Source organism: Methylobacterium sp. DB0501, assembly GCF_011043735.1.
GTDB lineage: Bacteria > Pseudomonadota > Alphaproteobacteria > Rhizobiales > Beijerinckiaceae > Methylobacterium > Methylobacterium alsaeris.
The window spans coordinates 243100-265730 of the sequence record NZ_JAAKGV010000007.1 but is presented as its reverse complement, the minus strand read 5'-3'; the positions used below and the strand labels follow the sequence as shown (position 1 = coordinate 265730).

Genomic DNA, 22631 nt, shown 5'->3' with positions numbered 1-22631 from the left:
GCGCGCGCTCGATGCGGAAAGACGGTTGGACGCCCTCGATCGCTCCCAGGCCGTGATTACGTTCACGCCTGATGGTACGATCGAGCATGCGAACCGGAACTTCCTCGATGCCCTCGGCTACCAACTTGAGGACGTTCGTAGACAACATCATCGGGTATTTGTCGATCCCAGCGAGTGGGAAACAGCCGCTTATCGGGCATTTTGGGCAGCCCTGAGAGCGGGCGAGTTCCAAGCGGCCGAATATCGGCGACTCGGCAAGGATCGGCGCGAGGTCTGGATACAGGCGACCTACAACCCCATCTTCGATGAACAGGGACGGGTCGTCCGTGTCGTGAAGTTCGCCACCGACGTCACCGCCCAGGTTAGTGAGCGGCAGCGCCGCGCCGAGGCGGGCCGCGCGATTGCCGGCGACCTCACCATCATAGGCGACGCGGTGAGCGGCGTCACCGAACAGAGCGGCCAAGCCGCCAGCGCCGTCGCGCGTGTCTCAGGCGACATTCAGGCCGTGGCGGCTGGAGCCGAGGAACTAGCCGCTTCGGTCGCCGAGATCAGCCATCAAGTCACTCATGCCGCGACGATATCGCAAGCGGCCGTGACACAAGCGCAAAACACCAGCGCGATCGTCGCCGGCCTGAGTCGCCAGGCCAACGCGATTGGAGAGGTCGTCAGCTTGATCCAGACCATCGCCGAACAGACGAACCTGCTGGCGCTCAACGCGACCATCGAGGCAGCCCGGGCCGGCTCGGCGGGAAAGGGCTTCTCCGTCGTCGCCGCCGAGGTGAAGGCCCTGGCCGGCCAGACGGCACGAGCAACCGACGAGATCCGGGCCCAGATCAACAACACCCGCGCGGCAACGGGCGAAGCGGTCTCTGCGATCGGTACGATCCAGGAGACGATCAGACAGTTGAACGATGTCTCCGCGGCGATCGCGGCCGCCGTCGAGGAACAGGCTGTCGTCACGCGGGAGATGTCAGGCTCGATGCAGACGGCGTCCCGTGGGACCGAACAGATTGCCGCAGGCGTGAGCACGATTGCTGGGGCCGTTGCGCAGGTTGATCAGGCAACACGGCAATTGCGCACGGTTTCCCAGGCTATTGCATGAATATCAATGCCTGATTTCTCCAGATGGAGAAGCGCATATCCGCGAGGTTGGGCGATCAAAATTCGACGAGACCTCGTCCAATCCCGGTCTCCTCGCCCGCCATGAACCGGGAAAGGGCCATCATATGCGCCGCCAGCCCATCGATCTTGTTCTCCGGCCGCGGCTTCGTCGAATAGGCGCTGTCTGGGATTGGGATTGCCCCGGTTCTGACCTTGCCGATCGACAGCCGCGGGCAGCCCGGCCCTGGGCCGAAACCGGCCTTCGCGGCTCGTTCTTCCGGCTGAGCCGATCGCTGGAGGCCGTGGGCCGGGTGGCGGACGGGCTCACCTTCCACGGCTTGCGCCACACCGCGGCGACGCAGATGCGTCGGCTCGGCTTCGACACGTGCACGATCGCCGACATGCTCGGCCAGGAGACCGAGGTCATGGTGGAGCATGACTCGCGGGAGGCCGATCTGGAGCCGAAGCTGCGCGGCGTGGTGACCACGCTGGATAAGGAGAACGGGAAGCGCGAGGGAATTGTCTAACCGCGCGGGCAGGTTTGTGAAACCGCTCACCACGCCGATTGAAGATCTTGCGCTAAGTGCCCGAAGATTAAGGTGGCTGGGGGACGTGGATTCGAACCACGACTAACGGAGTCAGAGTCCGCTGTTCTACCGTTAAACTATCCCCCAACGAAGCGTTGCATGCGATGGAGCAGAGGAGCGATCCGTCCGCCCGGTGTGTCGCGTCACCGCCTCGGGTGCGGTGGAGATAGGCGGGTTCGCCGATCCGGTCAAGGCCTTCTTGCGAGGCCGTGTCACGCAAGCATCACGCGTCGCTGCCGCGGCGGGTCGGGCACGGGACGCCGTGGAGTCGCTCCGGCCACGGGCCGATCGCCGGAAAGATTTCGCCGGGCCGGCGGTCGGGCGAGCGCGTTTCGCCGCCCGATTGCGAAGGCTGAAGCAGGAGCCGCTGCGGTGCAGCAGGCGGAGGGCGCGGCGCGTGACCAGCGGCGCGACCGTCCGCGTGCCGGGGAAGACCGGCCGGGAAGAACCAGAGGCCGCCCGCGATACACAAGTTTTCCTTGGAGACGAGCCTGTTTCACTTGATGGAAGCGCGATCCACCCGATATGTCGGGACGACTCGGATCGTGCCGGGTTGTTCAATCGGGATGGAACCTCGTGTCGGACGTCAACCTGGAGCAGCCATCTGAGTTCGTCGGCCTCGCGGCCGACATCGTCTCGTCCTATGTCGCGAACAACAATGTTCAGGTCGCGGAGCTGCCGGCCCTGATCGCGTCGGTCCACGCCTCCCTGGCGGCGCTCGGCCAACCGGCGGCGCAGGCGGTCGAGGAGACCCGGGCGACCCCGGCGCAGATTCGAAAGTCGGTCACGTCCGACCATCTGATCAGCTTCATCGACGGCAAGCCCTATCGCTCGCTGAAGCGCCACCTGACCTCGCAGGGCCTCACGCCCGCCGAGTACCGTCAGAAGTTCGGCTTGCCGCACGATTACCCGATGGTTGCGGCGAGCTACGCCGCCCAGCGCTCGGCCTTGGCCAAGAGCCTGGGGCTCGGCCAGCGGCGGCGCGACACGGCCGCGGCCGCAGCGCAGATCGAGGAGGTCCAGGCCGCGGCGGCGGAGCCGGTGGAAGACGAGTCCTTCCAAGACAAGTCCCGGCAAGACGAGCCCGCGGCGCAGGACAAGCCGGCACCCCGTCGGCGTGCGCGCAAAGCCGCGGCCGAGTAGGCCGGGGCGCGGAGGATGGGGCTTGCCAATCCCTGGCGGCGGACGCGCGGACGGCGCCTGCCGTCGCGCGAGCAGGTGCTGCTGCTCCTGACCGGAGCAGCCATCGCGGCGGTCGGCGTGGCGCTGGCCGGCGGCGACCTGCTGGGGAACTGGCTCGCGGGGAGTTGGCTCGGATGACGCGGACCCGATGAAGCGGACCTCTTGTGCGATGGCGCTCCTCCTCGCGGCGGCGATGTCTGCAGCAGCCGGGACGCCGGACGGCAAGCCCGTCTCCGCCGCGGCGGCGATCCGCCCGTGCAGCGGCAGGGGGCTGCCGGAGTATCGAAAGGGGGCGTGCCTCGACGAGGCCGCCAAGGCGCTGCGTGCGCGGCTCGACGGGGCAGTGGAGCGCAAGCTCGCCGCCATCGCGGCGGTCGCCACCCGTGCGCCGAGTCCCGGCAGCTTGGCCGGTCGCGAGGATGCCGAGAACTGGCGCAAGGCCTTCCTCGCCGCGCAAGGAGCCTGGGAGGAGTATTTCCGGCACCACTGCGACAGCCTCTACGACTTCGACTACCATGGCGGCTCGGCGGCGGGACAGCTCGCCTCGGCGTGCAAGATTCGCCTCCTCGCAGCGCGGATCGACGAGTTGCGGGACCACCCGCGATGATCCGACATCCGGACGATTTCCTCCGGATGTCGGATCGCAAGCCCGCGCGTCGCCTGAGCGAAGCCGAAATCCGCATTGCGAGGCAATCGGTCGGGTTTCGCATGAGATGAGAGATCGGGAGGAGGACTGCCGATGAGCGCGCCGCTGACCTTCGAGGACGATGTCGAGGCGCGCCTGGGCGCCCTCGAACTGATCGTGACCGCCCTGCTGCGTGACCGAATGCAGCGGGATCCCAATGCCCGCGAGGCGGTGCTGGAGGCCGTGCGGCGCGAGGCGGCGATCCCGGCTCCGCCGACGCCCAAGACCGAGGCGGCCCTCGCCAAGGCCCTCGCGCTGGCGGAGATCATCCTGGCGCCCTGACGGGCGCAAACCCTGACGGGCGGGAGCGGGTCAGACGCCGCCAGCCGGCTCGGTCACCCTGCGGGTGCCGGCGCAATCCGGGCACGGCTCGCCTGCAAGCCGGCCGGAGCCCGCGCAACGCGGGCAGAGTTTTCGCCGGTTCCGGGCGCCCCGGGATCGGCCCCGTCGCCGAGCTTCGACGGGTCCCCGGGCGCTCCCACAGGCGAACCGGCCATGGTGTCGCTCCCCCGGTCACGAGGCGGGCCGGGCGCCGCATGCGCCCGGCCTCATCGTCACGCCGCGGACGCGCCGCGGCCTGGCTCAGTAGCCGTAGCCGTAGGAGACGCAGGTTCCGTAGACCTCGTCGTAGGTCGCATAGGGGCCGCAACCTCCATAATACCCACTGTCATAGCCGCCATAGTAGCCGACATTGGACAGGCCGTAGCCGAGCCCGAGACCGAGGCCGACCCCGGCGAGGCCGTAGCCGAGGCCGCGTCCGTAGCCGCCGCGATACCCGTAGCCGCGATAGCCACCATAGCCACCGCGATAGCCACCGAAACCGGCGCCGCGATACCCGCCGAAGCCGCCCCGATACCCGCCGCCGAACCCGACGCCGCGATAGCCGCCGCCGAGGGCACCGCCGCGGAAGCCGGCTCCGCCGACGCCGCCCCGGAAGCCGCCGCCACCGAAACCACCGCCATGGAACCCGCCGCCATGGAACCCGCCGCCGCCGAACCCGCCGCCCCGGAAGCCGCCGCGGGCATCGGCCCCGGCGGTGGACAGGGCGAGGGCGCCGGCGGCGAGCGCGGATGCGAATACGAGATGCCTCATGGCACCATCTCCTGTTCGTGAAGGAAGGTGTTCCTCTCAGGGCCGAACAACGTCGGGGGAGTAGGGCGGTTCGAAGCCCTTTCGTCGCGCCCCTCCGGCTCGCGGGTTCGTGACCGGGCAGGGCCGCCGCTCCCGCCCGTGCCCCTCGATCGTCCGCGCCCTCGATCGCCTTCGACCTACCCCCGATGCGTGACCCGCGGCTCGCTCAAGGTCGGCCAGGGCCGGGCCGCCTCGACGGCGCGCGACGCCGCGAGCACCCGAGCATCCGCCCCCGTCGGGCCGACGATCTGCAGCCCGACAGGCAGCCCCGCTTGCGTCAGCCCGCAGGGCACGCTCGCCGCCGGCTGGCCGGTGAGGTTGAAGGGATAGGAGAACGGGGTCCAGTTCAGCCAGTCCTCGCCGTAGCGCCCGTCCGGCGGCGTGAGGTTTCCGACCGCGAAGGCCGGGACGGCGAGGGAGGGAGTCAGGAGCAGGTCGTAGCGGCGGTGGAAGCGCGCCATGGCGGTGAACAGGGCGCCCCGCGCATTGAGGGCGGCGACGAAGTCCGGCGCCGCGATCTCGCGCCCGCGCCCGGCCGCGGCCCGCAAGGCCGGCTCGACGAGGGGACGCGTCTCCTCCGGGATTCCCCGCAGCACGCACCAGGCGCCGACGAGCCAGATCCCGTTCAGGGTGTCGACCGGGTCGGAGAAGCCCGGATCGGCCTCCTCGACGATCGCGCCGAGATCCGCGAAGGCGTGCGCCGCCGCCTCGGTCAGGCGCGCCACCTCGGGATCGACCTGACCGGCGAAGCCGAGGCGCGGGCTCCAGGCGACGCGCAGGCCTCGCACCCCGTCCTCGAGGCCGGCGAGATAGTCCGGCGGCTCGGTCGGCGAGGCCGCCATGTCGCGGGGATCGGGCCGGGCGATCGCCTGCATCATCAGGGCGGAATCGCGCACGGTCCGGGTGAGGGGGCCGAGATGGGCGACGGGCCCGAACGGCGAGGGCGGGAAGGCCGGCACCCGGCCGAAGCTGGGCTTCAGCCCGTAGACGCCGCAGAACGCGGCCGGGATGCGGATCGAGCCTGCCCCGTCGGTGCCGATATGCAGGAGCCCGAGATTGAGCGCCGCCGCCGCCGCGGCCCCGGCCGAGGAGCCGCCGGTGGTCTTTTGCGTGTCCCAGGGATTGCGGGTCGATCCGGTATGGGTCGAATCGCCGAGGCCCTTCCAGCCGAATTCCGGCATCGTGGTCTTGGCGAGCGGGATGGCCCCGGCCTCGACGAGGCGGTCGACGATCGGGGCGTTCTCGGCGGCGGGCGTGTCGGACGTGGTGAGCGAGCCGCGACGCATCGGGTGGCCGGCCCAGGCGATGTTGTCCTTGACCGTGAAGGTCACGCCGTCGAGGGGCCCGATGGGCTCACCGCGCGCCCAGCGCGCCTCGGAGGCGGCCGCCGCTTCCATCGCCCCGTCGCGGTCGACCAGAACGAAGGCGTCGAGGTCCGGGCCGAACCGGTCGATTCGCGCAAGGGCATCCGACACCGCCTCGCGCGGCGAGAGCGTGCGGTCGCGGTAGGCGAGGTGCGTGGCGGTGCCGTCGAGGTCGCGGATCTCGGTCATGCTGTCTCCCTCGTGAACTCAACCCGCCGGATAGGTCCGCCCCTTCCAGGTGGCGACCCCGGCTTGGACCGGGCGCAGGAGCGCGTTCCATTGCAAGGCCAGCGCCAACGCGACGGTGAGCGGATGGAGCGGGATCGTCCAGGGATCCTCGCGGGTGAACAGCGTGATCGCGGCACGGGTGGCGAGGGAGACGGCGAAGGCGGCGAGCGCGACCGGCAGGCTGCCGGCTCCGAGCAGGGCGGCGATCACGAGGAGCAGGGGCAGGACGTGGCCGCCGCCGAGCAGCAGGGTCCAGACCGGCAGGGCGCGGGGCGTCGCCAGGCCCTCGTGGGCGTTCTTCGAGAAGCCGGCCCAGGACTGGCGGAAGTCGGTGTACATCCGGCAGGTCGCGAGATCGGCGGCCGCCACGAGGTCGGTGTGCAGGCCGGCACGGCGGAACACCCGGGGCAGACGCACGCCGTCATGCAGGCTCTCGCGGATCGCCCCGTGGCCGCCGACCCGGCGATAGGCCTCCGCCTCGACCAGCACCAGCTGGCCGCAGGCCGCCCCGAGGGCGGGATCCGCGAGGCGGCGCATCAGCGGGATCGGCAGGTAGCCGAGGAGCAGGAAGTTGATCATCGGCACGGTCAGGCGCTCGCCCCAGGTGCCGGTGACCTGCCGCGGCACGCCGCTGACCAGGGCCGCGCCGGCCGCTTCGGCCGCCCCCGCCAGCGCCGCGGCGGCGTGGGGCGCGAGGCGCACATCGGCGTCGATGAACAGCAGATGCCGCCCGGTCGCGGCTTGCCCGAGGACGTGGCAGGCGTGGTTCTTGCCGGTCCAGCCCGGCGGCAGGGGCGGCACCGGGATCAGGCGGAGGTGCGCATCGCGGGCAGCGATCTCGGCGACGACCGCCGCCGTCCCGTCGGTCGAGTGGTCGTCGGCGACGATCACCTCGATCGGGATTCCGGTACCGGCCAGGGCCGCCGCCAGAGTGGGGCCGATATTGGCCGCCTCGTTGCGGGCCGGGATCAGGATCGAGACCAATCCGTCCGGCGCCGGCACACCGGGGCGGGGCCTTCGCAAGGCCAACAGGTTGGCGAGCGCGAGGAGGGCCGGGAGCAGCGCCAGGGCGAGGGCGAGGGCCGCCAGGATCGCGAGAGCCGAGTCGGTCACGGCGCCCGCCCCTCGCGGTGGCCCGCCACGAAGCGGCGCCCGGTGAGCGTCGCGCTCACGCGGTGCCAGGCATCGTAGACGCCGCCGACGCCGCGCTGCCCGTCGAGCAGGGAGGTGAAGCGCGCGGGCTCGCGGCTCCGCACGTCGATGGCGAGGCGGTCGAGGGTGGCAGTCAAGTCGACCTCCAGGCGGGTGAGACGGTCCGGGCGGGGCAGGGCGAGGAGGTCGCGGGCCGGAATTCCCGGCCCGAAGGCGAGGCAGGCCTCCGCCCCGCGCTCCTCCCAGAAGGCGTAATCGAGGGCGAGCGGCACGAACAGGGCCTCTGGCGCCAGCTCCGCCAGCCGCGCGACGCCGGGGCGCAATCCCAAGGGCCGCTCGCGCACGTCGCTGAAGCGGCCCTGTGCGGTGATCCACATCACGCGCCCCGGCCGGTCCAGGATGGTTCGCGATGCGGCCATGAACGAGGCCGCGCCCCGGGCCGAGTCGAGATCGACCCCGAAAGCGCCCATGCGGGCAAAGATGCGGTAGCGGGCGAGCATCGCGGCGTCGAACGGCGCGTAGCTCTCGGCCTCGGGGAAGAAGCGCTGGGCAAGCAGGATGATGATCGCCGCGTCCCACCAGGCGGGGTGGTTGGCGTAGACCACCACCGGGCCGGACTCGGGCGAGGCCGGGGGCTGGCCCCATTGCACCAGCCGCACGGCGTTGAGGTGGCGCCTGACGTAGCGGGCGAAATACGCGCCCATGAAGCGCCAGATCAGGGGAGAGCGGGCCGCGACCGGATCGGACGGCAAGGCCCGACCGCCGGGTGAGGCCCGCCCGCTCACGAGGCCGCCTTCAGATCCTCGGCGGTGCCGCGGGCGTCCTGGTCGAGGGCGTCGGCGGCGATCCAGCCCGACATCATCACCATCGGCATCCCGGGCCCCGGATGGGCGGCGCCGCCGGCGAGGTAGAGGCCGCGCACCTCCCGCGAGCGGTTGCCGGGCTTGAACGCCCCCATGATCCGGCCGTGGGAGGCCAGCCCGTAGATCGCACCGTTGAGCACCTTGTAGCGCGAATGGATGTCGGCCGGGGTCAGGTGGCGCTCGACGACGATGCGCTCCTCGATGTCCGGCATGCCGGCGGTGCGCTTCAGCTTGTCGAGGATCGTCTGCCGGTAGGCCGGCAGCATCTTGGACCAGTCGTGGTGTGGGCGAAGGTAGGGCGTGTGGACCAGCACGTAGAGCGCTTCGCCGCCCTCCGGGGCCACCGACGGATCGGTGCTGCTCGGCGCCGCGAGATAGGCGGTCGGGTCCGGCGCCGGCTCGCCCTTGCGGTAGATCGCGTCGAACTCCTCCTCGGGGTCGCGCGAGAACACGAAGTCGTGGTGGGCGAGGTGGTCGTAGCGCTTGTTGAGGCCGAGATACAGCACCACGCCCGAGCAGGCCGGCTCGAAGCTGCGCTTCTCGTAAGTCCGGCCGACCTCGCCGCCGACCAGCTCGCGGTAGGTGCGCACCGCATCCATGTTCGAGATCACCTTGTCGTAGGGCACGACCGCCCCCCCGACCCGCACGCCCTTCACGGCGCCGTTCTCGATGGCGACGCCCTCGACCTCGCTGTCGGCCTTGAGGGTGGCGCCGAGGTCGCCGGCGAGCTTCATCAGCCCCTCGGCCACCGCCCTTGTGCCGCCCATCGGGTACCAGACCCCGTCGGCGGTCTGCATGTGGGCGATGGCGCAGAGCACCGCCGGCGCGCCGTAGGGCGAGGAGCCGACATATTGCACGAAGTGATCGAGCATCTGGGCGAGGCGGGCATCCCGCACCTTGCCCCGGATGGTGCCGGCGACCGAGGCGTGCATGCGCAGCGAGAGCACATCGCGCAGGGTGCCGGGATTGAGGTTGGCGCGGATGTCGATCGTGTCGAACAGGTCCTGCACCGGCTTCCAGAAGAAGAACTTTTCGGAGACGCCGTGCAGGTGCTCGGAGAGCGCCAGGAAGCGCTTGTAACCCTCGCCGGCCTTCTGGCCGGGGGCGAAGCGGTCCATCTCGGCCGCCATCGTGGAGACGTTCTCCATCAGGTCGATGCGGCTGCCGTCGTCGAAGAAGCAGCGCCACTGCGGATCGAGCCGGCGCAGGTCCATGTAGTCGTGCACCGAGCGGCCCGACTCGGCGAAGATCCGTTCGAGCACGCGGGGCACCGTCAGGATGGTCGGCCCCATGTCGAAGCGAAAGCCGCCCTCGTGCAGCACCGCCGCCTTGCCGCCGATCCAAGGGTTCTTGTCGTAGAGGGTGACGTCGTGCCCGCGCGAGGCGGCCACGCAGGCCGCCGCCAGACCGCCCAACCCGCCGCCGACCACCGCGACCGAGGACCCCGCCATCACGCCCCTCCCGAGCGGGCGTAAGCGCCCGTTCCGGACAAGCTAGGCTCGGGGCGGGGTGGGTCAACGCGCCCGGAGCAGCACATGTTGCCGCGCCGGAGGCATGCCTCAGGGTCAGGAACCCGGTGGCGCCTCCGGAGCGTTGTCCATGCAGACCGTCACCGTCATCACGGAGACAACCGCCATGAAGACGACCCTCGCCCTCGTCGGCCTCGTCAGCCTCGCTCTCGCCGGTCCGGCCGTCGCGCAGGAAGCCCTCGACATCACCGTCAGCCCGCGCGCGACGCAGGCCGACCCGCTCGTCGACCCGCTCGCCACCGGCAGCGTCCGCCCCTTGCGGCCGAACCCGAACATCACGCCGAGCAACCCGATGGGCGTCGTCGGCTTCGACGGACCGCCCGGCGGTACCACCAGCGTGATCGGCGACGACGCGCCGCTCGCCCCCGGCTCGCCCGCCGCGACCCCGGACGCGCCCTTCTCGCGGCCTTAAGCGCCGCGACGTTTTCGCCCCGATCCGGTTGACTTTTCGGCCCCCCGCCGGGTAAGTCACGCGCCTCCGCACGGGCGGTGCTCCGCATCGCCCGGCGTCGGCGTTCGTCCAGGATCTCTTCGTCCTGGCCGTGCGCCGCGAGCCCGTTTTCCCATCCGCGCCCGGGCGTTCCGGCGCACCGACGTGAGACCAGACCGATGAAGATCCGCAACTCGCTGAAGTCGCTCCGCGGCCGGCACCGTGACAACCAGCTCGTGCGCCGCAAGGGCCGGGTCTACGTCATCAACAAGACCCAGAAGCGCTACAAGGCCCGCCAGGGCTGAGGGCGCGGGCTCGGCCGGGGCGCACAGCCGCGGCAAGCCATCGCGTTGACGGGACAGCGCCGGCGCCGGACAGTGCCGGCATGCGCCGTCTCTCTCTTCCGATCTGCATGATGGCCGGCCTCCTCGGAGCGCCGGCTTTCGTCGTTTCGGCGATCGTACCGATCGCGGTCGCGGCCCCGGAGGCGTCCCGTAAGGACGCACCCAAGGAGGCGCCGCGCGCGCCCGTCACCCTGGACGACCTCTACGCCCGGCTGAAGGCGGCCAAGGACGATGCCGAGGCCCGCGGCGTCGCCCAGCTGATCGAGCGCCGCCTCGACCGCTCGGGCAGCGACACCGTCGACCTGCTGGCGAGCCGCGCCGCGGAGGCGATGCAGGCCAAGGACTACCCCCTCGCCGTCGAGCTCCTCGACCGGGTGACCGTGCTGGAGCCGGGCTGGGCCGAGGGCTGGAGCCGGCGCGCCACCGCCTTCTACCTGCTCGAGGACCAGGCGAGCGCACTCGCCGACCTGCACAAGACCCTGACCCTGGAGCCGCGCCACTTCGAGGCCTGGGCGGCGCTCGCCCATATCTACATGGCGAGCGACGACAAGGCCCGGGCGCTCGCCGCCTTCCGCCGCGCCGAGGCGATCTATCCCCGCATGAGCAAGGTCCACGACGCGATCGAGCGCCTCGCTCCCGACGTCGACGGCCGCGAGCTGTGATCGCCCCCTCGCGGCGCGGTGTCGCCTCGCCTGCCGCCCGGCTCGATGCGCCGGCTTAAGGAACGGATCCTCCGCGTGCTCACCCTGATCGCCGGCCTCGTCGGCGGCGCCGTCGCGGCGCTCGTCGTCGCCTGCCTGCTGGCGACCTGGATCATCACCCTGGTGGTCGAGGCGCGCTATCCTCCCGCCGGTCGGCGGGTGGCGGTCGAGGGCGGCCACCTCGCGGTGATCGAGGCCGGCCCGGGCGAGGGGGCGCCCAGCCGCGGAACGGTGGTGCTGCTGCACGGGGCGTCGGCCAACGCCATGGACCCGATGCTGGCGATCGGCCGGCGGCTCGCCGGCGACGGCTTCCGGGTGCTTTCCTTCGACCGGCCCGGCTTCGGCTACAGCGACCGCATCGCCCCGGACGCCGCCTCGCCGGCGGTACAGGCGCGTCTGATCAGCGAGGCTCTGGCGAGCCTCAAGGTCGGCCCGGCCCTGATCGTCGGCCATTCCTGGTCCGGGGCGCTCGCCACCGCGATCGCCCTCGACCACCCGGAGCGGGTGGCCGGCCTGGCGCTGCTCGCCCCCGTCAGCCATCCCTGGCCGGGCGGCTCGGTCGGCGGCTATGCCGCCTGGTACCGTTCGCTGCCCGGGCGGATGCTCCTCACGCTCGCCACCTACACGGTCGCCGCCCCCCTCGGCTTCGCCGCTCTCGACCGCTTCGCCGAGGCGGTGTTCCGCCCGCAGGGGCTGCCCGAGGGCTATCTCGACGGCGCCCGGGTGCCGCTGGTGCTGCGCCCCGCGACCTTCGCCGCCAACCTGCGCGACCTCGACGGGCTCTACGGCTTCCTGGAGCGCCAGAGCCCGCGCTACCCCGCGATCACCGCCCCGACGGTGATCATCGCCGGCGACAGCGATCCGGTGGTGAAGACCGACGTGCATGCGCGCGCGCTCGCCCGCGAGGTGCCGGGGGCCAAGCTCGTGGTGCTGCCGGGCGTCGGCCATATGCTCCAGTACGTCGCCGCCGACACGGTGGTGGCGGAGATCGAGGGGCTGGTGGCGCGGGAGCGGGTGGGGGTGGAGTAGGCGCCCCTCAAGGCCGCGGCCTGAGCCGGCGCGTGAAGTCTGTCGGCTCGTCGACGTCCCACTCGGTGCCGGTGTTCCAGAAATCCGGCAGCTCCGCAGGGTCGAGGCGCACCCGGGCTCGGGCCAGGTCGGCGGCCTGGCGGGACTGGACGGTGCCGATGACGTCGTCACCCACCACCGGCTCCGGCCCGAACGAGACGATGACGCAAGGGGCGGTGCTCTTCGGCTCGTCGGCGTACCACGTCACCTTCGGGCCGTGAGCGCCGGGGCGGGACGAGACGACGATCACAGCTGAAATGCTGGTGTGTTTCCGGCCGAGCTGGGTCATCTCGACGTCCACGTCCTCGGCGAAGTCGTCCGGCAGCGTCCGGGTCGCGTGCAGCAGGGTGGCCGACATCTCGGCCGCCGTGGTCGCAGCCGGTTCGGGAGAGCAGCAGAGGCCGCCCAGGCGGCCTTCACGCCTTCGCCGCATGCTCCGGCGTCACGGTCGCGATGCGCAGGAGGTTCGTCGCGCCCGGGGTGCCGAAGGGCAGGCCCGCCACCACGATCACCCGGTCGCCGATGCCGGCGAAATTCTCGCGCACCGCGAACTTGCAGGCGCGGAACGACATGTCGTCGATGTCGCTGGCGTCGTTGGTGACGATCGGGTGGGTGCCCCAGGCGAGCGCGAGGCGCCGTGCGGTCTCGCGCTTCGGGGTCAGCGCGATCACCGTGGCATCGGGCCGGGCCCGGGCCAGCCGCAAAGCCGTCGAGCCGGAGGCGGTCCAGGCCATCACGGCCTTGAGCCCGAGCGTGTCGGCGATCTGGTGGGCGGCGGCCGCGATGGCGTCGGAGGCGGTCGATTCCGGCTGGTTGCGCTGGGCCGCGATGATCGACCAGTAGATCCCGTCCTGCTCGACCTGCTCGGCGATGCGGTTCATGGTCGAGACCGCCTCGACCGGGAAGGCGCCCGACGCGCTCTCGGCCGAGAGCATCACCGCGTCCGCCCCCTCGTAGACCGCGGTCGCGACGTCCGAGACCTCGGCCCGGGTCGGCACGGGGGCGGAGATCATCGATTCGAGCATTTGCGTCGCCACCACCACCGGCTTGCCGAGGCGGCGCGCCCCGCGGGTGATGCGCTTCTGCACGCCGGGCACCTGCTCCAGCGGCATCTCGACCCCGAGATCGCCGCGGGCGACCATCAGCCCGTCGGCCACCGTCATGATCGCGTCGAGGGCCGCCACCGCCTGCGGCTTCTCGATCTTGGCCATCACCAGGGCACGCCCCTGCGCCACCGCCTTGACCTCGGCGACGTCCTCCGGGCGCTGCACGAACGACACCGCGATCCAGTCGGCCCCGGCGGCGAGGCCGGCTTCCAGGTCGAGGCGGTCCTTCTCGGTCATCGCCGCGACGGGAATGGTGGTGTCGGGCAGCGACACGCCCTTGCGGTTCGAGATCCTGCCGCCGGTCACCACCCGGGTCACCGCCCGGCCGGGCCCGACCTCGGTGACGACGAGGCGCAGCTTGCCGTCGTCGACGATGACCGCGTGCCCGGGCTCCAGGGCCGAGAGGATCTCGGGGTGGGGCAGGTGGACCCGGGTGGCGTCGCCCGGGGTCGGGTCGTCGTCGAGGACGAAGCTCTGGCCGTTCTCGATCGTCGCCGCGTCGCCGGCGAAGCGGCCGACCCGGAGCTTCGGACCCTGGAGATCGACCAGCACGGCGATCGGCCGCCTCAGCTTCTGCTCGATGCCCCGGATCGTCGCCACCCGCTCGCTCAACCGCTCGCGGGGGAGGTGGCTCATGTTGATGCGGAACACGTCGGCACCGGCCTTGAACAGCGCTTCGATCACCGCCGGATCCTCGGAGGCCGGGCCGAGGGTCGCGACGATCTTGGTGCGGCGGGCGCGCTTCATGAGGGTGTCGTCCGGGGATGAGCGATGGGCGGAGGATGGAGCGTACGGAAAGCCGGTCGGCGGGCCCGGGTCAATTGGCGTTTTGGGGCCGGGCGCAGGTCGTGAGTGACGGAATAGGGTGGTCCGGGCAGCCGCGCGCCTTCTTGTCTGACCCGATTTTTGTAGATACGAAAACCATGAAGATCGTGCATGATGAGTCGAAGCGTCAGGCGAACCTCGCGAAGCACGGCTACGACTTTGCCGATTTCGGGCGCTGCTTCGACCGCGAGAGCGCGATGGAGGCCCGGATGCGGCCGAGTGAAACGGGAAGGCCCCGCTTCAACCTCATCGGCCGCTGGAACGACGAGATCGTCGTCCTCGCCGTGGTGTCACCGCTCGGCAGCGAGGCTTTGTCCCTCGTGAGCCTGCGCGCTGCGAGCCCCAAGGAAAGGAACGCCTATGCCCGCCATCTCGAAGGCTGATGCGACAACTCCCGCTTACACGCAAGAGGACTGGGATGCCGTCGATTCTCCCGAACTGACGGACGAGGAACTGGCCCAGCTGCGTCCTGCCCGCGAAGTCCTTTCCCCGGAGGTCTACGCGGCCCTCCCGAGCCGCGGCGGCCGGCCGAGGGCCGAGCGGCCCAAGCAGCTCGTGAGCCTGCGCCTCGACCCGGACGTGGTCGAGACCTTCAAGGCCACGGGACCGGGGTGGCAAACCCGGATGAACGAGGTGCTGGCGGAAGCGGCGCGGAAGCTGCGGGCTGCGTGACTCAGGGCTGTCCCCTTGTGTACCGCCGGCAACACTGCGCTGAAAGAAGAGACCCTGATTTCCCTTCCATGACAGGGACTTAGAATATAAAGCGAACAGCGGCAATCTGGCAACGCATTGGGTATTACATAGATCGTTGATTCAATTACATTTTAGACATGGATAGCACCTGCAATCTCAACGGCGGCTTCAAGCCCACCATCACACTCCGGGACTGAACACCTGGAACGTTCCACACCCGTTACCGGAGGCCTCACCCGCCCCGCCTCACGGCCCCGCCCGTCCCGGATCCGTCAGCTGGATCGTCCAGCTCTTCTGCTCCCCCGTATCGACCTCGAAGAAGCCGTTGCGGTCGTAGCCGCGGGCGAGGCAATCCTCGACGCCCCGGATGGTGAACTCGCGGTCGCGGGTGCACATCAGCGAGCGCCCGCTCCACTCGCCGCCGCGGTCGTAGTCGACCGCGAAGACGTAGTAGAAGCGGGCGGCGAGCGCGCCCTTGAGCAGGGTCTCGCAGCCTTTGGCGGAGAGGTTCCACCAGCCCTCCGTGACCCAGCCGCCGGAATCCCGGTAGCCCAGCGCGATGCCGATGCGGCTGCCGGTCATGTTGCACATGCGCAGGTCCGCCCGCGCCGGCCCGGCCCCGAGCAGGGCCAGGAGCGGGACCGAGAGCAGGACGGCGCGGCGGGGGGAGAGGAAGTCAGCCAACCAGGATGATGCGGAGGTCATTGACGTTGGTGCGGGTGGGCCCGGGCCGGACGAGGTCGCCGATCCGGTCGAAGAACGGGGTCGAGTCGTTCTCTCCCAAGCTTGCCCGCGCGTCGAGCCCCGCCGCCGCCGCACGGGCCAGCGTCGTGGGGTCGATCATCGCGCCGGCCGGGTCGGTGGCCTCGCCGCGGCCGCCATCGGTGCCGTCGGTATCGGCCGAGAGGGCCGAGATCCCGGGGGCGCTGTCGAGGGCGAGAGCGAGGGCCAGCGCATATTCCTGGTTCGGGCCGCCCTGGCCCTCGCCGCGGATCGTCACGGTCAATTCGCCGCCGGAGATCAGCGCGACCTTCCGTCCGGCGGCGGCCATCTCGCGGGCCAGCGCCGCGTGGGCCGCCGCGACCTCGCGGGCCTCGCCCTCGAGGTCGGCCCCGAGCAGCACCGGCTCGTAGCCGGCCTCCTGCGCCGCCGCTGCGGCGGCATCGATGGCGTCGACCGGCCGGGCGATGATGCGGAACTCGGTGCGGGCGAAGGCCGGGTCGCCGGGCTTCGGGCTCTCGTTGGCGGGGTCGTTCAGCAGCGCCTCGGCGGAGGCGGGCAGGGGGATGGCGCGGCGGGCGCAGATCGCCCGGGCGTCGGACAGCGTCGTCGGGTCCGGCACGGTCGGGCCCGAGGCGATCACCGCCGGGTCGTCCCGGGGCACGTCGGAGATGGCGAGGGTCAGGAGCCGGCCGGCATTGCGGGCGGCCTGGGCCAGGCGCCCGCCCTTGATGCGCGACAGGTGCTTGCGCACGCAGTTGATCTCGTCGATCGCCGCGCCGGAGCGCAGCAGCGCCCGGGTGATGCCCTGCTTCTCCGCGAGCGTCAGGGCGCCGGCCGGGGCGATCCAGTTCGCCGAGCCGCCGCCGGAGAGGAGCACCAGCACGAGGTCGTCCGGGCCGGCGGAGGCCGCGAGGTCGAGCGCCCGTTGCGTCGCCGCGATGCCGGCCTGGTCGGGCACCGGATGGCCGGCCTCCACCACCTCGATCACCCCGGCCGGCTCGCCGTAGCCGTGGCGGGCGACCGCGAGGCCGGCGATGCGGGACGGGTCGACCCCTTGCGCCCGGTAATGCCGCTCGGCGAGCGCCGCCATGCTGGCCCCGGCCTTGCCGGCGCCGAGGATCACCAGCCGCCCGGCCGGCACCGGCGGCAGGTGCGGCGCCAGGCAGCCGCGGGGATGGGCGGCCGTGACGCCCGCATCGAGCAGGCGCAGCAGCAGGGCGCGGCTCTCCGGGGTGGAGGGATCTCGGCGGGGGGCATCGGTCACGGAACGGCTCCTCTCTCGTTATGGTCACGCTTCTGGCCGGCTTCGTGCCCGCCTCGTTCTGATCTGTTAGAGCTAAGCCGATCGGGCGGAACGCCGCGGCCGGGCGATCGCGATGCCGGCCAGGATCAGGCCGCCGCCGAGTGCCTGCAGGGGCCCGAGGGCCTCGCCCAGCAGCAACCAGGCCAGGATCGCCGCGGCCACCGCCTCCAGGAAGATCACCAGGGAGGAGAAGCCGGCCGGCAGGCGCCCGAGCGCCACCGAGAGCAGGCCCTGGCCGCCGGCATGGCTGATGAGCGCCAGCGCCAGCAGGCCGAGAGCGGCCCCGAAGGATTGCGGCAGCACCGGCCGGGTCTCCAGCAGGGCCACGGCGCCGAGCAGCACCAGGGCGGTGACGCAGGAGGCCACGAAGGTGACGCGGGCGGCCCCCAGGCCCCGGGCCCGGGCGCGCTCCACGGTCAGGAAGTAGAGGGCGAAGAACAACGCGGTGAACACCCCGTCCCGGTCGCCGGCGAGGCGGGCGGGATCGACCTGCACCGATTGCCCGACCAGCGCGCCGCCGCCGAGGAGGCTGACGAGGAGGCCGAGCAGCGTGCGCCCGGCGGGCCGGCGGCGCAGGCCGGCCCAGGCGAACAGCACCACGAAGACCGGAGCGGTGGTGGCGAAGAAGGTGGCGTTGGCCACCGTGGTGCCCAGGATGGCGAGGTGCCAGAACAGGAGGTCGCCCGAGAAGGCGAGGCCGGCGAGCACGGCCGAGGGGGTGAGGCCGCGGCGCAGGTGCGGCGCCCGCGCCTCCTCCCACCGCATCCAGGCCCACAGCACCGGCAGCGCCAGGGCGACGCGCCAGAACGCGCTGGCGAAGGGCCCGACCTCAGGACTGACGACCCTGACCAGGACCGGCGACAGACCCATCGCCACCGCGCCGGCGACGAGGGCGGCGAGCGCGGGACCGACACCGGCTTGACCAAGACCGGCGGCGGGACCGGCCGAGGCGCCGGAGGCGGCGAGATCGGGCAGGGGCGTGCGGGACATCGGCAAAGCCTTCGGGGGCCGAGACCAGAAGGGGTCGAGACCTTCGCGGAACGGGCGCCCGGCGCGGGGATCCGACGACGGTCCTATGGCAAGACGCGGCCGGCGTCACCGTGCGGAGGCGATGGAGGCGGCCCCGCCATTTGGGTATGAGGGGCGGACCGACACCCGAGCAGCCCCCCGAAGCAGCCCCCGATGACAGCCGCGACCTCTCCCCATCCGCCCCATCCCGTCGAGACGATTTCCGGCGATCCGGCCTGCGGCCTGCTCCTGCTGTGTGACCACGCCTCGAACGCGGTGCCGCCGGACCTGGACAACCTCGGCGTCGCCGCGCCCCACTTCGAGCGGCACATCGCCTACGACATCGGGGCGGCGGCGGTGACGCGCTCGCTCGCCCGCCGGCTCGGGGCGCCGGCGCTTCTCACCACCTTCTCGCGGCTGATCATCGATCCCAATCGCGGCCGCACCGACCCGACCCTGGTGATGCGCCTCTCGGACGGGGCGATCGTGCCGGGCAACGCGAAGATCGGATCCGAGGGCGTCGCCGAACGGCTGGCGCGTTTCTACGACCCCTACGACCGGGCGATCGACGCCGCGGTGGCGGCCGCTCTTGCCGCCGGCGCGCCGCCGGCCATCGTGACCGTGCACAGCTTCACCCCGGCCTGGCGCGGGGTGGCGCGGCCCTGGCATGTCGGCATCCTGTGGGACCGGGACGACCGCATCGCCGGACCGCTGATCGCAGGACTCCGGGCCGATCCGGCCGGGTTCACGGTCGGCGACAACCAGCCCTATGGCGGCGGCCTGCCGGGCGACACGATCGACCGCCACGCCATGGCGCGCGGCCTGCCGAACGCCCTGATCGAGATCCGCCAGGACCTGATCGGCGACGAGGCCGGGGCCGAGGACTGGGCGGCACGCTTCGCCGCGCTGCTGGGGCCGTTGGTCGCCCGCGCTTGACCGGGCGGGCGACGGCTCCGACCTCTCGCCTCACGATTGTTCGAAGGAGATCCCGATGGACGGCATCGACGAAACCACCCGCACCGAGCTCGAGGCCGCGGTCTTCCGCCGGCTGGTGTCGCACCTGCAGGGGCGCACCGACGTGCAGAACATCGACCTGATGAACCTCGCCGGGTTCTGCCGCAACTGCCTGTCGAACTGGCTCAAGGACGCGGCGGATGCCCGCGGCTTAGCCCTCACCAAGGACCAGAGCCGCGAGCACGTCTACGGCATGCCCTACGACGAGTGGAAGGCCCGCCACCAGAACGAGGCGACCCCCGAGCAGGCGGCGGCCTTCGCGGCGCGGGCGGAGAAGCATTGAAGCGTCCGCCCGCGCGATGGCAGGCGGAGAAGCACTGAACGGTCCGCCCGCGCGACGGTGGACCGCGAAGCGCTGACGGGATCGGGCCGGGAGGCGCAAGAACTCGGTAAGGTTGCGCATCTATCAAGATCCGGGAGGGCGAGCCGCGAAGGCCGCCATCCGTCAGTGGGTTGGGGTGCCTGATGGCCGCGTCCGCCCGCGGCGGCAGGACAGACCCATCGGCCAGGAGACCGTGAATGAACGCGCACAGCATGCCGGACGCCGACGTCGCCTCGTCGGGCGTCGCCGCCGAGGAGCTCAAGCAGTTCATCGAGCGCATCGAGCGCCTGGAGGAGGAGAAGGCCGGCCTCCAGGGCGACATCAAGGACGTGATGCTGGAGCTCAAGGGCCGCGGCTTCGACGTCAAGGCGGTCCGCACGATCCTGCGCCTGCGCAAGAAGGACCATTCGGAGCGCCAGGAGGAAGAGGCGATCCTGGAGCTGTACATGCAGGCGCTGGGCATGGCGTAGGCCACGCCCCTCTCCAACACGTTCATCGGATGAGATGCGGGTCTTCTCCTTTCCCCCCGGATCCCGGGCTCGCCCGGGATCCGGGGGGAGGGGGAACGCGCGCCTTTCCGTGCTCGTACGGCGTCATCGACCGCGAGGAGGACGGTGCGCCCGGCTTTCGTCGGCTAACCCCGAACGCCCGCCCGTGCGAGGAACCGGCGCCACGGCCCTGGACGTTTGGAACGGATGGAGACGATGACGCCCCCGAAGCCCGCCGACGGCTTCCGCTACGCCGACCTGCCCCCGGCGACCGACTTCCTCAGCGTCCTCGACGACGCGCAGTACCGCCCGGTGCCGGACGGCTGGTGGGTGGCGGTCACCGACGTGGTCGATTCGACCGGCGCCATCGCGGCGGGGCGCTACCGGGCGGTGAACTTCGTCGGGGCTGCGGTGATCGCGGCCCTGCGCAACGCGCTCGGGCGGCGCGACCTGCCCTTCGTGTTCGGCGGCGACGGGGCGAGCGTGCTGGTCGCGCCCGACGGGGCGGAGGCGGCGAGGGCGGCCCTCGCCGCCACGGTGACCTGGGCCCGGGACGCGATGGGGCTGACCCTTCGGGCCGCCCTGGTGCCGGTCGCCGGGATCCGCGCCGCCGGCCATACGGTGGAGGTGGCGCGCTACGCGCCCTCGCCGGACATCGCCTACGCCATGTTCATGGGCGGCGGCCTCGCCTTCGCGGAGCGCGCCCTGAAGCAGGGGCTCCACGCCGTCGCGGCGGCGCCGTCCGGCGCCCAGCCGGACCTGACCGGGCTGACCTGCCGGTTCGAGCCGGCGCGGGCGCGGAACGGCCTGATCCTGTCGATTCTGGTGGTCGCGGCCGACGGCGCCGATCGGGCGGCGGCACGGAACGCGATCGCCGACGTGGTACGGCTCGCCGCCGAGGCGCCGTCCAAGGGCCATCCCCTGCCGCCCGGCGCGCCGCCCCTGCGCTGGCCGCCGGCCGGGTTCGCCCACGAGGTGCGGGCCCGCGGCCCCCTGCGGGGCTCCCTCGCGCTGCGGCGCCTCTACGTCCTCGGCGCGACGCTGCTGGCCACCGCGATCTTCCGCCTGGGGCTGCGGCTCGGGGACTTCTCGGCGCCGCGCTACCTCGACGAGCTGGTGGCGAACGCCGATTTCCGGAAATACGACGACGGCCTGCGCATGACCGTCGATTGCGGACCCGACCTCGCGGCGCGGATCGAGGCGCGGCTGGACGCGGCCGAGGCGGCGGGCCTGGTGCGGTTCGGCCTCCACCGCCAGGCGGCGGCGCTCACCACCTGCATCACCCCGGTCGCGGCCCAGCGCGACCACGTCCATTTCGTCGACGGCGAGGACGGGGGCTATGCCCGGGCGGCGCAGGCGATGAAGGCGAAAGTCCGGGGCGGGTCCGTCGCACCGGCCTCGACGGGACGCAACGAATCGGCGGGCACGCCGATTTGAGGCAGGACCATGGCTGCGGCCGGCGCGGGGCAGGCGATCGGTCGCAGCCCACCCCTGCGTCAAGAGAAGGGACTTGGTGAGGAGACTCGCCGTATATCCCGCCTTTCCGATTCGAACTGGAACAGAGCCCCTTTGGAAATGAACGACGCGGTGTGGACGGCGGAGGCGACCGAGAAGGCGGTCGCGCTGTGGATCGAGGGACGTGACCCGGCGGAGATCGCCGGCGTGGTCGGCACGACGGTCGCCGACGTGATCGGCCGGGTGGCACAGGCCGCCCTGGCGCGTCAGCAGGCCGCCGCGGCGGCCAAGGTCGCCGAGCCTGCTGCTTCCAAGCCTGCCGCTTCGGTGATCAAGCCGGTGGCTCCCGTGACGAGGCCCCTCGCCCCGGCGGAGACGGTCGCGAAGGTCATCCCCGCCAAGGTCGCTCCGGCCCAGGGCATCCCCGCCAAGCCGGCGGCCGCCAGGCCTGCGGCGCAGGCCGAGCCCGAGAAGGCGCCGGCGCCCCGGATCCTGCCGTCCCGGATCCTCACCGCCGAGACCGCGGCCGACAAGCCCGCGTCCCCCAAGGTGCTGCCGTCCCGGCTGTCGGCCGAGGCGGCTCCGGTCGCCAAGGCCGAAGCGGCCAAGCCCGCGCCCGCGAAATCCGCCGTGAAGCCCGCGCCTGTGAAGCCCGCCGCCCCGGCGTCCGCGCCGCAGCCCCGCGCCGCGGCCCCGCAGGCCGAGAAGCCGGCCCCCCGGGTCGAGCCCCGCGCGGAAGCGCCGGTGATGAGCGCCCGTGCCCTCGAAGAGGCGACCCGGGCCTTCCTCGCGGCCAACAAGGCGCCGGCTCCCGTCCGCAAGCCCGCCGCTCCCGTCGCGAAGGCGGCCCCCGCGGTGAAGCCGCCGGGCGCGCCCCAGCCCATGGCTCCGCGGGTCCAAGCCCAGCCCATCTCAGCCCAGCCCATCTCGGCCCAGTCGATCCCGGCTCAAGCCGCGATGCCCCGTCCCGTCGAGGCGCCCGCCCGTCCGCTCGCTCCCTTCGCCCAGGCGGAGCCGGCGGTCGAGGGGGCCGAGGCGGGCAGCATCGTCGCGCTGCCGATGTCGCGCCGGGTGCCGGCGGCGGCGGCCGATGGCGGCGAGGGCGTGCTGTTCCTCAAGGCCGGCCTCCTCGACTGCACCTTCCCGCTCTGGGCCGACGGCGACGGCACCGCGATCGAGACCAAGCGCGTCTGCGGCTGCCGCGTGCTCACCGGCAAGCGCTGGTGCCGCACCCACTACGCCACGGTGTTCGAGCCGCCGAAGCGGCCGATGCGGGCAGCGTAAGGCCGCCCGCCGAGCGTCCGTGCCGGGCCCGCAAGGGGCCCGGCC

At 72.0% G+C, this 22631-nt stretch carries 27 protein-coding genes and 1 tRNA gene; 17 read left to right on the top strand and 11 right to left on the bottom strand.

What is annotated here, in order from left to right; translation table 11 throughout:
- Window positions 1-25: 25 nt before the first annotated feature.
- Both G4G93_RS12875 and G4G93_RS12870 read left to right on the top strand, forming a co-directional pair.
- Complete coding sequence (locus G4G93_RS12875; protein WP_312891948.1) at window positions 26-1102, top strand: PAS domain-containing methyl-accepting chemotaxis protein; 1077 nt, start codon at window positions 26-28, stop codon at window positions 1100-1102.
- Between the two features lie 124 nt (window positions 1103-1226).
- The gene (locus tag G4G93_RS12870; RefSeq protein ID WP_165084763.1) at window positions 1227-1628 is read left to right on the top strand and encodes a tyrosine-type recombinase/integrase; all 402 of its coding nucleotides are present in this window, start codon (window positions 1227-1229) and stop codon (window positions 1626-1628) included.
- Window positions 1629-1701: 73 nt separating this feature from the next.
- Here the strand turns inward: G4G93_RS12870 and G4G93_RS12865 are convergent.
- Window positions 1702-1775 (bottom strand) — tRNA-Gln (locus G4G93_RS12865).
- Window positions 1776-2264: 489 nt separating this feature from the next.
- On the opposite strand from G4G93_RS12865, the gene G4G93_RS12860 reads away from it, so the two are divergent.
- The 4 genes from G4G93_RS12860 (at window position 2265) to G4G93_RS12845 (ending at window position 3837) form a co-directional block, all read left to right on the top strand.
- Window positions 2265-2831, top strand: coding sequence for a MucR family transcriptional regulator (locus tag G4G93_RS12860; RefSeq protein ID WP_312891934.1), 567 nt, complete (start codon window positions 2265-2267; stop codon window positions 2829-2831).
- Between the two features lie 15 nt (window positions 2832-2846).
- Complete coding sequence (locus tag G4G93_RS12855) at window positions 2847-3008, top strand: hypothetical protein (protein ID WP_165084759.1); 162 nt, start codon at window positions 2847-2849, stop codon at window positions 3006-3008.
- Between the two features lie 31 nt (window positions 3009-3039).
- Window positions 3040-3477, top strand: a complete 438-nt coding sequence (locus G4G93_RS12850; protein ID WP_246736726.1) for a lysozyme inhibitor LprI family protein — start codon at window positions 3040-3042, stop codon at window positions 3475-3477.
- 132 nt (window positions 3478-3609) lie between these two features.
- A complete protein-coding gene (locus G4G93_RS12845) occupies window positions 3610-3837 on the top strand; it encodes a hypothetical protein (RefSeq protein WP_165084755.1) in 228 nt (75 codons plus the stop codon).
- 300 nt (window positions 3838-4137) lie between these two features.
- Here G4G93_RS12845 and G4G93_RS12840 read toward each other — a convergent pair whose 3' ends face one another.
- The 5 genes from G4G93_RS12840 to G4G93_RS12820 all read right to left on the bottom strand — a co-directional run bounded on the left by G4G93_RS12840 (window position 4138) and on the right by G4G93_RS12820 (window position 9744).
- A complete protein-coding gene (locus tag G4G93_RS12840) occupies window positions 4138-4647 on the bottom strand; it encodes a hypothetical protein (RefSeq protein WP_165084753.1) in 510 nt (169 codons plus the stop codon).
- Between the two features lie 176 nt (window positions 4648-4823).
- Window positions 4824-6239 carry an amidase gene (locus tag G4G93_RS12835; RefSeq protein ID WP_165084751.1) on the bottom strand — a complete coding sequence of 472 codons (1416 nt, stop codon included), beginning with the start codon at window positions 6237-6239 and terminating at the stop codon, window positions 4824-4826.
- A gap of 18 nt (window positions 6240-6257) precedes the next feature.
- A complete protein-coding gene (locus G4G93_RS12830) occupies window positions 6258-7391 on the bottom strand; it encodes a glycosyltransferase (RefSeq protein WP_165084749.1) in 1134 nt (377 codons plus the stop codon).
- Window positions 7388-8134: a lysophospholipid acyltransferase family protein gene (locus G4G93_RS12825; RefSeq protein ID WP_165084839.1), complete on the bottom strand. Its 747-nt coding sequence runs from the start codon at window positions 8132-8134 to the stop codon at window positions 7388-7390. The genes G4G93_RS12830 and G4G93_RS12825 overlap by 4 nt, the downstream gene beginning before the upstream one ends.
- Window positions 8135-8211: 77 nt before the next feature.
- Window positions 8212-9744 carry a phytoene desaturase family protein gene (locus tag G4G93_RS12820; protein ID WP_206289720.1) on the bottom strand — a complete coding sequence of 511 codons (1533 nt, stop codon included), beginning with the start codon at window positions 9742-9744 and terminating at the stop codon, window positions 8212-8214.
- A gap of 184 nt (window positions 9745-9928) precedes the next feature.
- Between G4G93_RS12820 and G4G93_RS12815 the strand changes: the two genes are divergently transcribed.
- The 4 genes from G4G93_RS12815 (at window position 9929) to G4G93_RS12800 (ending at window position 12326) form a co-directional block, all read left to right on the top strand.
- Complete coding sequence (locus tag G4G93_RS12815) at window positions 9929-10234, top strand: hypothetical protein (RefSeq protein WP_165084745.1); 306 nt, start codon at window positions 9929-9931, stop codon at window positions 10232-10234.
- A 197-nt stretch (window positions 10235-10431) separates the two neighbouring features.
- Window positions 10432-10557: a type B 50S ribosomal protein L36 gene (gene ykgO / locus G4G93_RS12810; RefSeq protein WP_012334921.1), complete on the top strand. Its 126-nt coding sequence runs from the start codon at window positions 10432-10434 to the stop codon at window positions 10555-10557.
- A gap of 80 nt (window positions 10558-10637) precedes the next feature.
- On the top strand, window positions 10638-11258 hold the full coding sequence (locus tag G4G93_RS12805; protein WP_246736725.1) for a hypothetical protein: 621 nt from the start codon (window positions 10638-10640) through the stop codon (window positions 11256-11258).
- Window positions 11259-11303: 45 nt separating this feature from the next.
- Window positions 11304-12326, top strand: coding sequence for an alpha/beta hydrolase (locus G4G93_RS12800; protein ID WP_165084837.1), 1023 nt, complete (start codon window positions 11304-11306; stop codon window positions 12324-12326).
- A gap of 7 nt (window positions 12327-12333) precedes the next feature.
- Here the strand turns inward: G4G93_RS12800 and G4G93_RS12795 are convergent, their stop codons facing one another.
- Both G4G93_RS12795 and pyk read right to left on the bottom strand, forming a co-directional pair.
- Window positions 12334-12723: a hypothetical protein gene (locus tag G4G93_RS12795; RefSeq protein WP_165084743.1), complete on the bottom strand. Its 390-nt coding sequence runs from the start codon at window positions 12721-12723 to the stop codon at window positions 12334-12336.
- Between the two features lie 58 nt (window positions 12724-12781).
- Window positions 12782-14218, bottom strand: a complete 1437-nt coding sequence (gene pyk / locus G4G93_RS12790; protein WP_165084741.1) for a pyruvate kinase — start codon at window positions 14216-14218, stop codon at window positions 12782-12784.
- Window positions 14219-14394: 176 nt separating this feature from the next.
- On the opposite strand from pyk, the gene G4G93_RS12785 reads away from it, so the two are divergent.
- Window positions 14395-14679: a BrnT family toxin gene (locus tag G4G93_RS12785; RefSeq protein ID WP_165084739.1), complete on the top strand. Its 285-nt coding sequence runs from the start codon at window positions 14395-14397 to the stop codon at window positions 14677-14679.
- Window positions 14657-14968, top strand: a complete 312-nt coding sequence (locus tag G4G93_RS12780) for a BrnA antitoxin family protein (RefSeq protein ID WP_165084737.1) — start codon at window positions 14657-14659, stop codon at window positions 14966-14968. Before G4G93_RS12785 ends, G4G93_RS12780 begins: the two co-directional genes overlap by 23 nt.
- 267 nt (window positions 14969-15235) lie before the next feature.
- Here G4G93_RS12780 and G4G93_RS12775 read toward each other — a convergent pair whose 3' ends face one another.
- From G4G93_RS12775 to G4G93_RS12765, 3 genes are all read right to left on the bottom strand, one after another.
- Window positions 15236-15694 (bottom strand): DUF1036 domain-containing protein, encoded by a 459-nt coding sequence (locus tag G4G93_RS12775; RefSeq protein ID WP_246736724.1) that lies wholly within the window; start codon window positions 15692-15694, stop codon window positions 15236-15238.
- The gene (locus G4G93_RS12770) at window positions 15666-16976 is read right to left on the bottom strand and encodes a glycerate kinase (RefSeq protein ID WP_165084735.1); all 1311 of its coding nucleotides are present in this window, start codon (window positions 16974-16976) and stop codon (window positions 15666-15668) included. The genes G4G93_RS12775 and G4G93_RS12770 overlap by 29 nt, the downstream gene beginning before the upstream one ends.
- A gap of 72 nt (window positions 16977-17048) precedes the next feature.
- On the bottom strand, window positions 17049-18005 hold the full coding sequence (locus G4G93_RS12765) for a DMT family transporter (RefSeq protein ID WP_165084733.1): 957 nt from the start codon (window positions 18003-18005) through the stop codon (window positions 17049-17051).
- Window positions 18006-18197: 192 nt separating this feature from the next.
- Between G4G93_RS12765 and G4G93_RS12760 the strand changes: the two genes are divergently transcribed.
- The 5 genes from G4G93_RS12760 to G4G93_RS12740 all read left to right on the top strand — a co-directional run bounded on the left by G4G93_RS12760 (window position 18198) and on the right by G4G93_RS12740 (window position 22586).
- A complete protein-coding gene (locus tag G4G93_RS12760) occupies window positions 18198-18959 on the top strand; it encodes an N-formylglutamate amidohydrolase (protein ID WP_165084731.1) in 762 nt (253 codons plus the stop codon).
- 55 nt (window positions 18960-19014) lie between these two features.
- Entirely contained in the window at window positions 19015-19320 is a 306-nt protein-coding gene (locus tag G4G93_RS12755) for a DUF1244 domain-containing protein (RefSeq protein WP_165084729.1), read from the top strand.
- A gap of 251 nt (window positions 19321-19571) precedes the next feature.
- Window positions 19572-19829: a DUF2312 domain-containing protein gene (locus G4G93_RS12750; protein ID WP_236012505.1), complete on the top strand. Its 258-nt coding sequence runs from the start codon at window positions 19572-19574 to the stop codon at window positions 19827-19829.
- Window positions 19830-20063: 234 nt separating this feature from the next.
- Complete coding sequence (locus G4G93_RS12745) at window positions 20064-21284, top strand: DUF3095 domain-containing protein (protein ID WP_165084727.1); 1221 nt, start codon at window positions 20064-20066, stop codon at window positions 21282-21284.
- Between the two features lie 138 nt (window positions 21285-21422).
- The gene (locus tag G4G93_RS12740; RefSeq protein ID WP_165084725.1) at window positions 21423-22586 is read left to right on the top strand and encodes a hypothetical protein; all 1164 of its coding nucleotides are present in this window, start codon (window positions 21423-21425) and stop codon (window positions 22584-22586) included.
- Window positions 22587-22631: the final 45 nt, after the last annotated feature.

Excerpts from the sequence above, each read along its gene's own strand:
- G4G93_RS12870 (WP_165084763.1), top strand. The coding sequence starts at position 1,227 with ATGCGCCGCCAGCCCATCGATCTTGTTCTCCGGCCGCGGCTTCGTCGA.
- G4G93_RS12855 (WP_165084759.1), top strand. The coding sequence starts at position 2,847 with ATGGGGCTTGCCAATCCCTGGCGGCGGACGCGCGGACGGCGCCTGCCG.
- G4G93_RS12850 (WP_246736726.1), top strand. The coding sequence starts at position 3,040 with ATGGCGCTCCTCCTCGCGGCGGCGATGTCTGCAGCAGCCGGGACGCCG.
- G4G93_RS12845 (WP_165084755.1), top strand. The coding sequence starts at position 3,610 with ATGAGCGCGCCGCTGACCTTCGAGGACGATGTCGAGGCGCGCCTGGGC.
- G4G93_RS12840 (WP_165084753.1), bottom strand. The coding sequence starts at position 4,647 with ATGAGGCATCTCGTATTCGCATCCGCGCTCGCCGCCGGCGCCCTCGCC.
- G4G93_RS12835 (WP_165084751.1), bottom strand. The coding sequence starts at position 6,239 with ATGACCGAGATCCGCGACCTCGACGGCACCGCCACGCACCTCGCCTAC.
- G4G93_RS12825 (WP_165084839.1), bottom strand. The coding sequence starts at position 8,134 with ATGGGCGCGTATTTCGCCCGCTACGTCAGGCGCCACCTCAACGCCGTG.
- G4G93_RS12820 (WP_206289720.1), bottom strand. The coding sequence starts at position 9,744 with ATGGCGGGGTCCTCGGTCGCGGTGGTCGGCGGCGGGTTGGGCGGTCTG.
- G4G93_RS12815 (WP_165084745.1), top strand. The coding sequence starts at position 9,929 with ATGAAGACGACCCTCGCCCTCGTCGGCCTCGTCAGCCTCGCTCTCGCC.
- ykgO (WP_012334921.1), top strand. The coding sequence starts at position 10,432 with ATGAAGATCCGCAACTCGCTGAAGTCGCTCCGCGGCCGGCACCGTGAC.
- G4G93_RS12805 (WP_246736725.1), top strand. The coding sequence starts at position 10,638 with ATGCGCCGTCTCTCTCTTCCGATCTGCATGATGGCCGGCCTCCTCGGA.
- G4G93_RS12800 (WP_165084837.1), top strand. The coding sequence starts at position 11,304 with ATGCGCCGGCTTAAGGAACGGATCCTCCGCGTGCTCACCCTGATCGCC.
- G4G93_RS12795 (WP_165084743.1), bottom strand. The coding sequence starts at position 12,723 with ATGTCGGCCACCCTGCTGCACGCGACCCGGACGCTGCCGGACGACTTC.
- pyk (WP_165084741.1), bottom strand. The coding sequence starts at position 14,218 with ATGAAGCGCGCCCGCCGCACCAAGATCGTCGCGACCCTCGGCCCGGCC.
- G4G93_RS12785 (WP_165084739.1), top strand. The coding sequence starts at position 14,395 with ATGAAGATCGTGCATGATGAGTCGAAGCGTCAGGCGAACCTCGCGAAG.
- G4G93_RS12780 (WP_165084737.1), top strand. The coding sequence starts at position 14,657 with ATGCCCGCCATCTCGAAGGCTGATGCGACAACTCCCGCTTACACGCAA.
- G4G93_RS12775 (WP_246736724.1), bottom strand. The coding sequence starts at position 15,694 with ATGACCTCCGCATCATCCTGGTTGGCTGACTTCCTCTCCCCCCGCCGC.
- G4G93_RS12765 (WP_165084733.1), bottom strand. The coding sequence starts at position 18,005 with ATGTCCCGCACGCCCCTGCCCGATCTCGCCGCCTCCGGCGCCTCGGCC.
- G4G93_RS12760 (WP_165084731.1), top strand. The coding sequence starts at position 18,198 with ATGACAGCCGCGACCTCTCCCCATCCGCCCCATCCCGTCGAGACGATT.
- G4G93_RS12755 (WP_165084729.1), top strand. The coding sequence starts at position 19,015 with ATGGACGGCATCGACGAAACCACCCGCACCGAGCTCGAGGCCGCGGTC.
- G4G93_RS12750 (WP_236012505.1), top strand. The coding sequence starts at position 19,572 with ATGCCGGACGCCGACGTCGCCTCGTCGGGCGTCGCCGCCGAGGAGCTC.
- G4G93_RS12745 (WP_165084727.1), top strand. The coding sequence starts at position 20,064 with ATGACGCCCCCGAAGCCCGCCGACGGCTTCCGCTACGCCGACCTGCCC.
- G4G93_RS12740 (WP_165084725.1), top strand. The coding sequence starts at position 21,423 with ATGAACGACGCGGTGTGGACGGCGGAGGCGACCGAGAAGGCGGTCGCG.